A 12,243-nucleotide genomic window follows, 5' to 3' on the forward strand; every position below is an offset into this window, starting at 1 on the left:
CCGAACGTGTCAGAGCGCGGTGTATTGCTTCTCCGGCGGTGCCGCGAACTCGCCCCGCTTGGATGTCCGCAGCCCCAGGGTGACCAGCGACTGCACCGTCAGCGTCGCCGCTGTCACCCCGTCGATCACCGGCACACCGAGATCGGCCGAGATGGCGGCGCACATATCGGCCATCCCCGCACAACCCAGCACGATGGCATCGGAGTCGTCGGTCTCCAGCGCCTCCCGGCAGGCCTCGGTGATGATCTTGCGGGCATCGGGATCGGTCTCCAGGTCCAGCACCGCGATCTCGCACGCATGTATTCCTCGGCAGAACCGTTGCATGCCATAGTGTTCGGCCAGATCGGCAGCCCGCCCCATGGTGCGTGCCAGGGTGGTGACCACGCTGAAGCCGCGGCCCAGATGACTGGCGGTGTGCATGGCCGCCTCGGCGATGCCGATCACCGGTCCGCGGGCCACCTCGCGGGCCGCGTCCAAGCCGGGGTCGCCGAAGCAGGCGATGACGTAGCCGTCCACGCCGTGGGCCTCACCACGCGTGACGGCGTCGAGCAAGCCGGGCACGCTCATCGCCTCGTCGTAGTGACTCTCGATCGAGGGTGGGCCGAATTCTGAGGTGACCCCGACGATTTCGGTTCCCGGACCGGCCACCGCCCGGGCGCACGCCTCGATGCTCGAGGTCATGGCCCGGGTGGTGTTCGGGTTGATCACCCAGATTCGGCTCATGCCACCGATGCTGCCACCAGCGTGTCGCGCTTGGCCAGCAGGTAGTACAGGCCCAGCGCCACACCGCAACCGATGAACCAGCTGTACTGGGCGGCGGTGTGCATGCCGTAGACGCTACCGCCGAGCAATACCGGGAGCACGGCCAGCACCGCCCCGACCACCGTGGCGATCACCGCGCACTTGTTGTAACCCTTGGTGTACCAGTACTTTCCGGACTCCTCCATGGTGAACAGGTCGTCCACCACCACCTTCTGCTTGCGGATCAGGTAGAAGTCGGCCAGCAGCACCCCGAACAGCGGGCCGATGAACGCGCCCAGGGTTTCCAGCGTGTAGTGGATGACCTCGGGGTTGTTGTACAGGTTCCACGGGGTGATGAGCACCGAACCGACCGCCGCGATCATGCCGCCGGCACGCCAGCTGATGCGCTGCGGGCTGACATTGGAGAAGTCGAACGCCGGCGAGATGAAGTTGGCGACGATGTTGATACCGATCGTGGCGATGGTGAAGGTCAACGCGCCCAGCACGATGGCGAAGGTGCTGTCGATCCTGGCCACCGTGGTGACCGGATCGGTGATCAACTCGCCGAACACCGGAAGCGTCAGCGACGCCGTCACCACCACCAGCACCGAGAACACCAGGAAGTTCACCGGCAGACCGAGGAAGTTGCCCTTCTTCACCGCCGCGAACGACTTGCCGTAACGGGAGAAGTCGCCGAAGTTGAGCATCGGGCCCGAGAAGTAGGACACCACCAGGGCAATGGCACCGAGCATCACCGGAACCGAGGACCAGCCCGTGTAGGTGACATCGCCGAGGTTGAGATCGATGGCGCTCCAACCGGCCTTGTGGATCAGGTAGCCACACAGGATGAACATGACGACGTACACCGCGGGCCCACAGAAGTCGATGAACTTGCGGATCGATTCCATCCCGCGCCAGAACACGCACGCCTGCAAAACCCACAGCAGCAGGAAGCTGCCCCAGCCCAGCAGCGACAGCCCGGCGAACCCGTAGTCGTCCACCACCGCGTACGGTGCCAGCCCCGGGAAGAGCTTGACCAGCACGATATCCAGGGCTGCCGAGGCCAGGAAGGTCTGGATGCCGTACCAGGCCACCGCGATCAACCCCCGGATGATGGCCGGGATATTGGCGCCCAGCACGCCGAACACGGTGCGGCAGATGACCGGGTACGGCACACCCGCCAGCTGACTGGGTTTGGCCACCAGGTTGCACAGGAAGTAGACGATGCTGATGCCGACCAGCAGCGCCACCAGCACCTGCCAGCTGGCCAGGCCGAGCGCGAAGAGGCTGCCCGCGGTGACATAGCCACCGACGCTGTGCACATCGGACATCCAGAACGCGAAGATGTTGTAGGAACCCCAGGTCTGGTTGCGCAGCGGGGCCAGGTCTTCGTTGGTCAGCCGCGGGTCGTACCCCGGCTTGATCTCACCACCGCCGACCGGGTGACCGGCCGCTTCCACGATGTCACCGGCGCCGATGACGGCGCCGGGAGGCAGGTCGTTCTTGGGGATGACGGTATCGGTCATAGTCGGTGACGCTAGAAACCGGGTGTTTCCCTGCTGTTTCACCGCGACTATGGACTGATTGCGAAGAAAATATATTGCCAGCTAGGCAAGTAGGCCGGTGTCGGTCGGCAGCGTCGCGATCACGGCGTTGAGCCGCGCTGCGTGGACGTCGGAAGCGGCCAGCAGCCGCGGCGCGTCACCGGCCAGGAACGCCTCCAGCATCTCGCGATGATCGGCGTGCAGGTGCGCGCGATCCTCGGGGCCGACATGGACCATCGACTGCACGGGTTCGGTGACATTCCACGCCGCCTCGAGCATGTGCAGCAGTCGGTGCATGCGTGAGGGCCGGGTCAGAGCGGCGTGGAACTCCCGGCTGCCCCGGTGGTAGGCGACGCCGTCGCCGTCCCGCACCGCTTGTTCCAGGAGATCGTTGACCGCGATCACCGCGAGCCTGTCCTCCTCGGTGGCGTTGGCGACTGCGGCGGCCAGCGATGCGGACTCCAAAGTCTCACGCACGATGTACATCTCGCGTAGTTCCTCGGCGGTCAACTGCGCGACGCTGTAGCCGCCGTTGCGCCGCTGCGCCACCAGGCCCTCGCCGACCAGTGTTTTCAGTGCCTCCCGCACCGGGATCTGACTGACACCGAACACCTCGGCCACCTCGGCGAGCGGGATGGGGGTGCCGGGGGGCACACCGCCGTCCAGGATGGCGCGACGCAATTCGCCGAGCACGGCCTGCTGCGAGGAGCCCGCATGATCGGCCACCAGATGTTCGAGCAGGGCCGATCGCCGTTGAGGCCGCATGCCCGCAGAGTAGGACACCGGTGTTGCAGCCCTGTTTCAGGCCGCTTACAGCGCGGCGCCCACCTCCCAGATGGGCTCCAGCGAGGCAATACCGGTGCGGACCAACGGGCTCAGCACGACATCGGTGGCTCCGGCGTCGAGATAGCGCCGCAGCGCTGCACCGGGAATTCCGTTCTGCTCAGGCTGAGTACTTGTCCCTCACCTGTCGATGCAGGCTGTCCACGGCGGTGTCGAGCACCAGCTTCTTCGCCCGCCGGACGAGGAAATCGGGGATCGGCGCGGCGAGGTCGATGATGAGGTCGAAACGCACCCGGGTCCGGTCACCCTCACGGGTGAGGTTGTATTCACCGTGCTGGCCGCGCTGGGTGCCGGTGTCGGCGGCGTCCCACACCACCCAGTTCACGCCCCAGTGATATTCCAGCAGTTCCCGGTCGGTGAATCCCATGATCTTGAGCGTTGCCCGCACGTGATGCGGGCGACCGTCCGGATGACGGTCGAGCACCTCGGTCTCCCGGTGCAGCGACGACCACGACGGCACCGCGTCGATATCGGCGATAGCGTCCAGTATCTCCTCGGGCAGGGCGTCGAAGACGATCTCCCGCGTTGCCGTGACAGCCATATGGGCAAATGTAATTACCCATTCAGCCTCGCGCAACGATTCTGAAGGCTAATTTTGTCTCAGACGTAAACACATCGTCCCCAATCGATCTGGTCGATCGGGGTGGCGATCTTCGCGTCCCGCGCACGGACTGGTTCGCGTGCGGTGCACGCGCGCCGCAGGCACACCCCGTCAGCGCCGTCACCGACCGTGCCGCACCCGTTGCTGAGATCGACAGAGTCAGTCGAGCAACAGGCCGTGGCGCCTGAGCACCTCCACCGACTCGTGCCGGTCCCGTTCGATGTGGGCGTAGGCGACGCTCTCAGCGAGGCGTTCATTGCCGGTCTCGATGGCGGTGACGATATCGGCGTGATCCTGGTGTGCTGCGACGTTGTCGAGGTCGGAGGTCATGTAGAACAGCCACATCATCCGGCCTGCCAGTGACCGCATCATCGAACGCATCAGCTCGTTGCCGGTCAGGTCGGCGATCACCTCATGGAACTCCGTGCTCTGCTCGGCCACCACGTAGACGTCGCGGGTCTGCAGTCCGCGAGTGGCGTCGTCCAGCGCCTGATGCAGGCGGTCGGTACGAGCACCTGCCGCGACCTGTCGCGCGGCGTATCTCGCGGCACCGACCTCCAGGCAGAGCCGCACGTCGAACAGCTCGTGTACGGTCTGGGCCGTCCACGAATTCACCACCGCGCTGCGCCGGGGCAGGGTGCGCACGAACCCGTCCACCTCCAGCCGGGGTACGGCTTCGCGCAACGGCACCCGGCTGATGTTGAACTCGGTGGCCAGCCGTTGTTCGGCCAACCGCGTGCCCTGTGGATAGGTGCCGCGAATGATGCCTTCCCGCAACGATTCATAGACCATCCGGGACGACAACGACCGCGCGCCGTCCGTGTTCACGCTCGACATGGCCCCTCCTGTCTGGCATGGCGCACCGCGGTCGGCCGGCGGGCCGACTGGTGACGCTACCCGTCGACAGTCCGGCTCGATGATCAGATGCCCAGCATGTCGAGGGTGGCCTGGCCCAGTTCCTTGCGTGAGATGTGTGGCCCCGCGGCGGTACCGGGCGCCTCGCCGGCGGGCATCCCCGGCGCGGCGGCCAGTGAGGCGTCCGGGTTGGGCTGCTGGAAGTAGGCGACGGACTGCCTGCCCAGCGCCGCGGCCGGGCCCTGCGCCCACACCACCCGGTGCGGTGTCGCCGGGAGGATCCCGCCGGTCCAATGTTCGAGCACATCACCGACATTGAGCACCAGCGAGCCCTCGATGTAGGGCACGTTCCACCACTTGTCCTGAGCGAAGACCTCCAGACCGCCGGGTTCGCTGGGCCGGTACAGCAGGGTCAGGGCACCGTGGTCGGTGTGCGTGCCGTTGGGGATCATGAACCCGTCGCCGACGTCGTGGCGGGGCGGGTAGTAGTTCGACGCCAGGTTGTTGAAGTGGCGATCGAACTTGTCGGCAAACCAGTCCTGCCGCAGCCCCAGACCCACCGCGATCAACTCCAGCAGCCGGTCCCCGAGCGACTCCATCTCCCGGTAGTAGCGTTCCCACACCGGCCGCAGATCGGCGGGGCGGTCCGGCCACAGGTTCGGCCAGCGCCATAGCCGGGCCTGTGGGCTGCCGGGCCGGTAGTCGTCGACGGTGTCGAGCCGATTGATCAAGAGCGACTCCATGGCGTTGGGCGCACGGACCGCGCCGGTGATGTCCGGCAGCGGCTCGTATCCCCGGATGATCTCCGGGGATGGGAACGACACCGCCATCTTCTCGTCCACCGGCAGCGCGAAGAACTCCCGCGATGTCGCGCAGTAGTCATCGAACACCCGCTGCGGGATGCCGTGCCCGGTCACCACCGCGAATCCGGTGTGCCGGAAGGAGGCCACCAATTCCGCCGCAACCTCGGCGGCACGGGCTTCGGTCGCACCGGGGCCCACCGAGCCCGTCAGGTCCACGGTGTCGACGTCGACGGTACCGCTGCTGGCTTCGTCGCCGATGCGGGCGGTGGTCATGTACTCCGCGCTCGGGGTGATCTTCGGAACGGCGTTGTCGGCCATGTCGTCTCCTCCTGAGGATGGCAGCGTGATCGTCACTTCGGTGCGTCGATGGTGAGCTGGTTGAAGTTCAACTCGAAAGAGCCGATGTTGTGCGCGTTCTCGACGTTGCCGAGCCATTTCTGCGCGACGACCCAGTCCTTGTTGTAGGCCAGGGTCATGTAGCACCCGGTGGCGCCGTAGGCGTCACCGGCCTTCACGTAGGTGGCGATGTCACCGGTCTTGACCGCGTCGTCGAGCATGCCGTCCACGGCCGGGCTGTCACAGAGGAAGTAGTTGATCCCGCCGGACTTGTCCCAGAAGACGTGTCCCCACATGTACGGGTTACCGCCGTCGGGACCGTTGCTGCCGTCGACGAACGCGTCGGGCCCCTTGGTGGGGTCATTGGGCCAGGAGAATACCGTTGCTGTCGGGTAGGCCTGCGCCGATGCCCGGATACCCATCGTCTGGAGCTGCGCGACAACGATGTTGGCCATCTTCTGGGCGTTCTCGTTACCGGTCGCGTAGCCCAGCGTCATCTCCGTGTTCGGGGGCAGTGTCTTGGCGTACGCCGCCATGACCGTGGGGTCATAGGTGATGTGCTGTTGGTCGGCCCCGCCGGGGATCATGCCCTTGCCGTACATGGTGGTGGCCACCTCGGAGGTGTCCCCCATCACGTCGCTGACCAACTTCTTCTGGTCGATCATCTGCAGGAAAGCCGCCCGCGCCGGTTGGGTGCGGAAGAAGTCCTTGCTGGGGTTCAGCGTGAGCAGGGCTGCCCCGAGGGTCGGCAGGAAGTGGTTTGTCACCGACGAAAGCGACTGGTAACGCTTGAGGTTGGACGACGGCAACGCGTTCACCGCGCCGGCGACGTCACCGTTGTCCAGGGCGAGTTGCAGCGCGGAGACGTCGTTGTACACGGTCAGCCGCACTGTCGTGAACGGCGACTTCTGACCCCAGTACCCGGGATAGGCGGTCAGGTCGTATTCCCGGCCCGTCTCGGCCTTGCTCAGTTCGTACGGCCCGGTACCCAGGTCGTGCTTGCTCAGGAAATCCTGCGCATGGTCGGCGCCGGCGTTTTTCACCAGTCCCGCAGGCGATTCCATCTTGGGCCCGAAGGGTGACGCCAGATAGTCCAGGAAGGCCGAGTTCGGCTCTTTGAGTGTCACGACGGCGGTGCGGGCGTCCGGTGTGGCGACGCCCTGCACGCCTGCCACCATGTACGCCGGACCGCCGTTGACCGCCGTGCGCCGGTCGAAGGATGCCTTGACCGCCGACGAGTCGAACGGGGTGCCGTCGTGGAATGTGACGCCGTCACGCAGGGTGAAGGTGAAGACCGTGTTCTGCGGGTTGACGGTCCACGAGGTGGCCAGCGCAGGGGCGATATCGGGCCGGTCAACGCCGTCCTGGTATTTCACCAGGCCCTCGTACACGTTCTGAATGATCGCCACACCGTTGTTGGCGTAGTAGATGTCGGGGTCGGGCGGCTGGCCGATGTCTCCGTTGAGCCCCAGGACCAGGACACCGTCGGTCGGCGGCTTGGCATCGCCGCCGGAAGAGGAGGTCTTACCGCCGCATGCGGTCACCGCGACGAGGACTGTTGCCGCGCAGAATGCCGCGCTGGCGACGCGGGTGTTCGTTGATGTCACGCGAATCTCCTTGGGATGGTGGCGATTGGCACTCGCGGACCGCGCTTCACAGTGCGATCCGGGGATCTGCCATGGCTTGCAGGATGTCGACGGCGGCGTTGGCGACGATGTACATGGCTCCCAGCAGTAGGGTGACCCCCGCGATAGCGGGGAAGTCATCGACCGGGATGCTGGCGGCGAGATAGTTCCCGATGCCCGGCCAGTTGAAGATCTGTTCCACCACAACGACACTGGCGAACATGAAACCGAGTTGCAGACCGGCCATCGACAGGGCCGGGTTGATGGCGTTACGCAGGACGTGGCGCACCACCATCGCACCCGCGCCCAGACCTTTCATCTGCGCACTGCGTATGTAGTCGGCCTTCATCGTCGACTCCAGACTGGAGCGCAGTATCCGGCCGATGGCGAGTGCAGGCGCGATCGCCAGGGTGGCCGCCGGCAGGATGAGATGCTGCAATCCGGTCCACCACTGCGCGGGGTCGGCGCCCAGGATGCTGTCCAGCAGAACCAGATTGGTGGGTCCGGTGGTCGGCCCGCGCCCACCTCCGGGCAGCCAGTTCAGGTTGCGGTAGAACACGATCAGGGCGCCCATCGCAATCAGGAACGGCGGTGCGCACCCGGCGATCAGCAGCGCCCCGCGGTACCAGGAGGTGCCGGGAATCCGGATCGCCCCGGACAGCGCGAAGAGCGCCGCCAGGCACAGCGCGATGCCGAACGCGCACAGCACCAGTTCACCGGTGGCCGGCGCGAACGTCGCGAGATCGGCCCATACCGGATCGCGGCTGCGCATCGAGATGCCGAAATCGCCGTGCAGGGCGCGCCACACATAGCTGAGATACTGCGCGGTGAGTGGGCGGTCCAATCCCAGCCGGTGGCGGGCCTCGGCGACGGCATCCGGTGTGGCGTTGGCGCCAAGATAGGCCTTGACCCCATCACCCGGGCTCATCATCTGGAGGACGAACACCGCCGCGGAGAGCACGGCCAGCAGCAACACGGCCCAGCACGAGCGGCGAATGATGAACCTGGTCATGAGTTCTCACCCAGTACCTTGCCCAGGGCATCGCCACCGAGGTTGGCCACCAGGCTGAGCAGCAGAATGGTGACCGCCGGGATCACCGGCACCCACCACTCGCTGAGCAGTTGCGGTAGCGCAGCCGCCGTGTCGGAGCCGAGTTCGGGCGCGGGCTCACGTTGCCCCAGTCCGAGAAAGGACAGCCCGGCCAGCAGCAGGACCGCGTTGCCGATATCCAGGCTGGCCGCCACCACCGAGGTGGGGACCACGCCGGGCAGCAGGTGCCGCAACACCAGGCGCGGCCGACCCGCCCCGGCCAGCCGCGCGGCTTCGACGTGCGGCCTGGCGGCCAGCGCGCGGACCTCCCCGCGCACCACGCGGGCGTAATACGGCCACCACACGATCGAGATGGCGATCAGCGTGTTGGTCAGGCCGGGTCCACGGGCCGCCACGATGGCGATGGCGACCAGAGTTCCGGGCAGGGACAAGAACAGGTCGGTGATCCGCATCAGGATGCCGTCCACCCACCGCCCAGCCGCGCCGGCGACGAGTCCGATGGTCCCGCCCACGATCAGACCGACAGCGACGATGACGAGCGCCGACAGCCAGCTGGTACGCATGCCGATCAGGGTCCGGCTGAGCACATCTCGACCCACCCCGTCGGTTCCGAGCAGATGTGCCGGCGTGAACGGCGGCAGGTTCAGCTCACCGACGGGTTGCACCGGGTCGAACGGCGCGAGCCATGGGACGACCACCACCGACGCGGTGACGACCACGAGTACGGCCACCATCGCCTGGTTGCACCTGCCGCGCACGCCGGGCATCTCGATCGGCAACGGGGAGAACCGTCGGCGTTGCACGGTGACCGCGGTCATGTCCGGACCGCGGGCGGCGGGCACATCCGGGCGAACGCCTCGTAGATCTGCCGAGGCTGGGCGATCCATACTGAATCACGCTGTGCGGCAATATGGTCCAGCGCACGGGTGATGTGGCGCAGCCGAAATGGGGCGCCCGAGATGAACGAGTGGAGCACGATGCTCATCACGATTGGTCTGCCCTCGTCGGATTCCCGTAGCTCTTCGAACTCGTCGACGATCATGTCGGCGAACTCGGCGGCGCCGACATGCCTGCCGATCATCGAGGTCGAGTCGTTGAGTTCCAGCGCGTACGGAATCGACAGCAGCGCACCAGCTGACGAGGTCAGCCACTCCGGCTGATCATCGCGGCGCAAGTCGAGTAGATACCGGTAACCGGCCCGGATCAGGTTGTCCACCGTACTGGGGGTATGGATCAGCCAGGGTGTGGACCATCCGCCCGGCGGTGCGCCCTCGTGGTTGTCGATGGCCTGGGCAACCGAGGTCAGGTAGGCCAGTTCCTCGTTCTCCTGCAGTCCGTGCAGCGAATCGGAGTTCGACACCCCGTGTCCGACGAATTCCGCGCCGGCAGCGCGCAGGGCGTCGGGCACCGCAGGTACCGTGCCGTAGAGCATGGTGTTCAGCAATGTGGTGGCCGGGATACCGAGATCGCCGAGTCGCTGCAGCAGTCGGTACACGCCCACGTTGTTGCCGTACTCGCGCCAGGCCCGGTTGACCGCGTCGGGGGCTGGTATGTCGGGCAGCAGATTCTCTGCGTAGCCCTCGTCAGGCCGGTAGTCCTCGACACCGACTGCCACATAGACGGCCAGCGGCGCGCCTCCCGGCCAGCGCCCCTGCACCCGCATCACTTCACCCATCTGTTGATTCCGACATCGGCGGCGGCGGCTCGATCGACGACCTCCCGGTAGAGCGGCAGCACCTCCCTGGCCGCGGTCTGCGCCTCGATCAGGTCCGGCCGGCGGGCCGCGAACAGTTCACGTGCCTCGTCCAGGAGGGCCTCCTGATCGACCCTTGTGAGCCGGCCGGCCCCGGCCACCAGCACGCCGTCGACCATGGTCGCGACCACATCGGAACCGTTCTCGCAGTACACAAGTTGGCCCGCGACATCGTTGCGCGGGGTGAAGGTAGGCGTGTGCAGGTCCAGCATCGCGAGATCGGCGAGCCGGCCGGGCGCGATGGCGCCCAAGGTGTCCGGCAGTCCCATCGCCTGGGCGCCGCCCGCCCAGAGACAGTCGAGCACCTCGGTGGCCCGGGGCCAGCGGTCGCTGTCAGGATCGGTGATGTTGTGGATCAGGCCGGCCATCCGCACGACGCTCCACATATCGACGGCGTCGTTGCAGATCGCCTCATCAACACCCAGCCCGACTGGAATACCGCGATCGAGCATGGCGCGCAACGGCATCACCCCGCTGCCCAGCCGCAGATTGCTCACCGGGTTGTGCAGCACCGTCGACCCGGCCGCCGCAATGAGATCAAGATCGGCATCGTCGACCCACACGGCGTGGATGACATTGGTGTGCTCGTCGAGCAGGCCGAGATCGGCGGTGTAGCGCACCAATGAGCGACCTGCGAAGCGGGCCTGGTGCTGACTCAGCACCCGTTGGGTCTTGGTCTCGAGCATGTGCGCGAACAACGGGGTGTGGTGCCGGTGGCTCAACTGGACCAGGGCCTCGAAGTACGGCACCGAAACCCGCTGCGGTGCCGAGATGGACACCGCGGCGCGCAGCCGCCCGTCCGCCGCGCCGTGCCAGCGGCTGAACAGATACTCGTAGCAGTTCAGCAGGTCAGCGGCCGCCATCGGGGCGGGGGCGTGCACGGCGTCACGCCACGATGTGGCGGCCGCAATCTCGCCCAGAAAGGGCAGTTTGTCGGCGTCGGGCAGTTCGGGTTGGTCCAGAGCCACCGTCGCCCGGATCCCGCTGTCGGCGTATGCCGCGAGCACGGCATCGATCGCGTCCGGCTCCGGGCCCGGCATCAGGAACGCGTCGTCCTGCACCGAGGTGGTGCCGTGGTTCAGCATCTCGATGGCGCCCAGCATGGTGCGCAGGTAGATCTCACGCGGCGTGGGTCGCAGCGCCTCGTCGGCAGGCGACTCGAACAGCATGAAGAGCTCCAGCGGCAGGCTGGGCAGCGAGCCCTTGAGGTGGTTGGCCGGCGAGTGGAAATGCGCGTTGATCAGGCCCGGGATCACCAGGTGCCGGCCCGCGCCGGCAACCACGCGTGCGTCCGGCGCAGCGAGTGCACGAGCGTCCGATCCGATCGCCGCGATGAGCGGCGCGTCCACGAGGAGATCGGTGGGTGCCCGAGTCGGCCCGGCACCGATCCAGAGGTAGACATCGGTGAACAGCGTCTGGCGGGTCACCGCCGTCTCACCGACAGGAAAGCTCACACCGAAGACGGTATACCGTTTGCCGTTTCAGGCATGTTAGAGACAGTGACGTTTGAGTTTCACAGCAGCTCAGGAGCCACTCGCTCAGTCTGAGCCTTCTAAACAGTATGCAAAATGACTTATCCGGCCTTCTGCCTTCGCAGCACTTCCTTGCGCAGCCCGTCGGTGGCGACGTCGAGGGCGCCCTTCATCACCTTCTTGAGGATGAAGCCGGGCAGCGGGATGGCGAGTTCGACGGTGATGTCGAACCGCACCTTCGTCGCCTGACCCTGCGGGGCCAGGGTGTAACTGCATTTCTGCGATTTCAGCTGGCTCGCCTTGACCAGCTCCCAGCTGACTTTGTCCGGCTCCCAGGTGTACTCGACGGTCAGTACGTCGGTGATGCCGACCGTCTTGATGGTCTGCTTCACCACGCGGGGGCGGCCCTCGTCGTCGGTGTCGATGACCTCCGCCTTCTGATACTGCGGTGACCATGTGGGGGTCGACTCGACGTCGGCGACGACGGCGAAGATCTCTTCGGGTGTCGCTTCGATGACCACTTCACGGGAGTCACTGGTTGCCATGGGGTGACCATAGCCACCCGCCACCGGCCGGCGGTCACAAATCAGCGCCTCGATGTCGTGCAGAGTTCACAATC

Annotated in this window: 12 protein-coding genes and 1 pseudogene; all 13 read right to left on the reverse strand. The window is 66.3% G+C overall.

Features of this window, described 5'->3' with window-relative positions; all coding sequences use genetic code 11:
- Positions 1-9 precede the first annotated feature (9 nt).
- Positions 10-723, reverse strand: a complete 714-nt coding sequence (locus FHU31_RS30690; RefSeq protein WP_167165082.1) for an aspartate/glutamate racemase family protein — start codon at positions 721-723, stop codon at positions 10-12.
- Complete coding sequence (locus tag FHU31_RS30695; protein ID WP_208411599.1) at positions 720-2,267, reverse strand: NCS1 family nucleobase:cation symporter-1; 1,548 nt, start codon at positions 2,265-2,267, stop codon at positions 720-722. Before FHU31_RS30695 ends, FHU31_RS30690 begins: the two co-directional genes overlap by 4 nt.
- An 81-nt stretch (positions 2,268-2,348) precedes the next feature.
- Positions 2,349-3,050 (reverse strand): GntR family transcriptional regulator, encoded by a 702-nt coding sequence (locus FHU31_RS30700; RefSeq protein ID WP_167165084.1) that lies wholly within the window; start codon positions 3,048-3,050, stop codon positions 2,349-2,351.
- A 45-nt stretch (positions 3,051-3,095) separates the two neighbouring features.
- Positions 3,096-3,203: pseudogene (locus FHU31_RS32265) on the reverse strand (LLM class F420-dependent oxidoreductase); the annotation flags it as partial.
- A gap of 25 nt (positions 3,204-3,228) precedes the next feature.
- Positions 3,229-3,669: an SRPBCC family protein gene (locus FHU31_RS30705; RefSeq protein ID WP_167165086.1), complete on the reverse strand. Its 441-nt coding sequence runs from the start codon at positions 3,667-3,669 to the stop codon at positions 3,229-3,231.
- 219 nt (positions 3,670-3,888) lie between these two features.
- Positions 3,889-4,566, reverse strand: a complete 678-nt coding sequence (locus FHU31_RS30710) for a GntR family transcriptional regulator (protein ID WP_167165088.1) — start codon at positions 4,564-4,566, stop codon at positions 3,889-3,891.
- A gap of 83 nt (positions 4,567-4,649) precedes the next feature.
- Positions 4,650-5,705 carry an isopenicillin N synthase family dioxygenase gene (locus FHU31_RS30715; RefSeq protein WP_167165090.1) on the reverse strand — a complete coding sequence of 352 codons (1,056 nt, stop codon included), beginning with the start codon at positions 5,703-5,705 and terminating at the stop codon, positions 4,650-4,652.
- Positions 5,706-5,737: 32 nt separating this feature from the next.
- Positions 5,738-7,330 carry an ABC transporter substrate-binding protein gene (locus FHU31_RS30720; RefSeq protein WP_208411600.1) on the reverse strand — a complete coding sequence of 531 codons (1,593 nt, stop codon included), beginning with the start codon at positions 7,328-7,330 and terminating at the stop codon, positions 5,738-5,740.
- A gap of 46 nt (positions 7,331-7,376) precedes the next feature.
- Positions 7,377-8,360: an ABC transporter permease gene (locus FHU31_RS30725; RefSeq protein WP_167165095.1), complete on the reverse strand. Its 984-nt coding sequence runs from the start codon at positions 8,358-8,360 to the stop codon at positions 7,377-7,379.
- The gene (locus FHU31_RS30730; protein WP_167165097.1) at positions 8,357-9,217 is read right to left on the reverse strand and encodes an ABC transporter permease; all 861 of its coding nucleotides are present in this window, start codon (positions 9,215-9,217) and stop codon (positions 8,357-8,359) included. The genes FHU31_RS30725 and FHU31_RS30730 overlap by 4 nt, the downstream gene beginning before the upstream one ends.
- A complete protein-coding gene (locus tag FHU31_RS30735) occupies positions 9,214-10,074 on the reverse strand; it encodes a polysaccharide deacetylase family protein (RefSeq protein ID WP_167165099.1) in 861 nt (286 codons plus the stop codon). The genes FHU31_RS30730 and FHU31_RS30735 overlap by 4 nt, the downstream gene beginning before the upstream one ends.
- On the reverse strand, positions 10,062-11,606 hold the full coding sequence (locus FHU31_RS30740; protein WP_208411601.1) for an amidohydrolase family protein: 1,545 nt from the start codon (positions 11,604-11,606) through the stop codon (positions 10,062-10,064). The genes FHU31_RS30735 and FHU31_RS30740 overlap by 13 nt, the downstream gene beginning before the upstream one ends.
- A 119-nt stretch (positions 11,607-11,725) precedes the next feature.
- Entirely contained in the window at positions 11,726-12,169 is a 444-nt protein-coding gene (locus tag FHU31_RS30745; protein WP_167165101.1) for an SRPBCC family protein, read from the reverse strand.
- Positions 12,170-12,243: the final 74 nt, after the last annotated feature.

The organism is Mycolicibacterium fluoranthenivorans (assembly GCF_011758805.1).
Classification (GTDB): Bacteria; Actinomycetota; Actinomycetes; order Mycobacteriales; family Mycobacteriaceae; genus Mycobacterium; species Mycobacterium fluoranthenivorans.

Coding starts and splice junctions, on each gene's coding strand:
- FHU31_RS30690 (WP_167165082.1), bottom strand. CDS start 723: ATGAGCCGAATCTGGGTGATCAACCCGAACACCACCCGGGCCATGACC.
- FHU31_RS30695 (WP_208411599.1), bottom strand. CDS start 2,267: ATGACCGATACCGTCATCCCCAAGAACGACCTGCCTCCCGGCGCCGTC.
- FHU31_RS30700 (WP_167165084.1), bottom strand. CDS start 3,050: ATGCGGCCTCAACGGCGATCGGCCCTGCTCGAACATCTGGTGGCCGAT.
- FHU31_RS30705 (WP_167165086.1), bottom strand. CDS start 3,669: ATGGCTGTCACGGCAACGCGGGAGATCGTCTTCGACGCCCTGCCCGAG.
- FHU31_RS30710 (WP_167165088.1), bottom strand. CDS start 4,566: ATGTCGAGCGTGAACACGGACGGCGCGCGGTCGTTGTCGTCCCGGATG.
- FHU31_RS30715 (WP_167165090.1), bottom strand. CDS start 5,705: ATGGCCGACAACGCCGTTCCGAAGATCACCCCGAGCGCGGAGTACATG.
- FHU31_RS30725 (WP_167165095.1), bottom strand. CDS start 8,360: ATGACCAGGTTCATCATTCGCCGCTCGTGCTGGGCCGTGTTGCTGCTG.
- FHU31_RS30730 (WP_167165097.1), bottom strand. CDS start 9,217: ATGACCGCGGTCACCGTGCAACGCCGACGGTTCTCCCCGTTGCCGATC.
- FHU31_RS30735 (WP_167165099.1), bottom strand. CDS start 10,074: ATGGGTGAAGTGATGCGGGTGCAGGGGCGCTGGCCGGGAGGCGCGCCG.
- FHU31_RS30745 (WP_167165101.1), bottom strand. CDS start 12,169: ATGGCAACCAGTGACTCCCGTGAAGTGGTCATCGAAGCGACACCCGAA.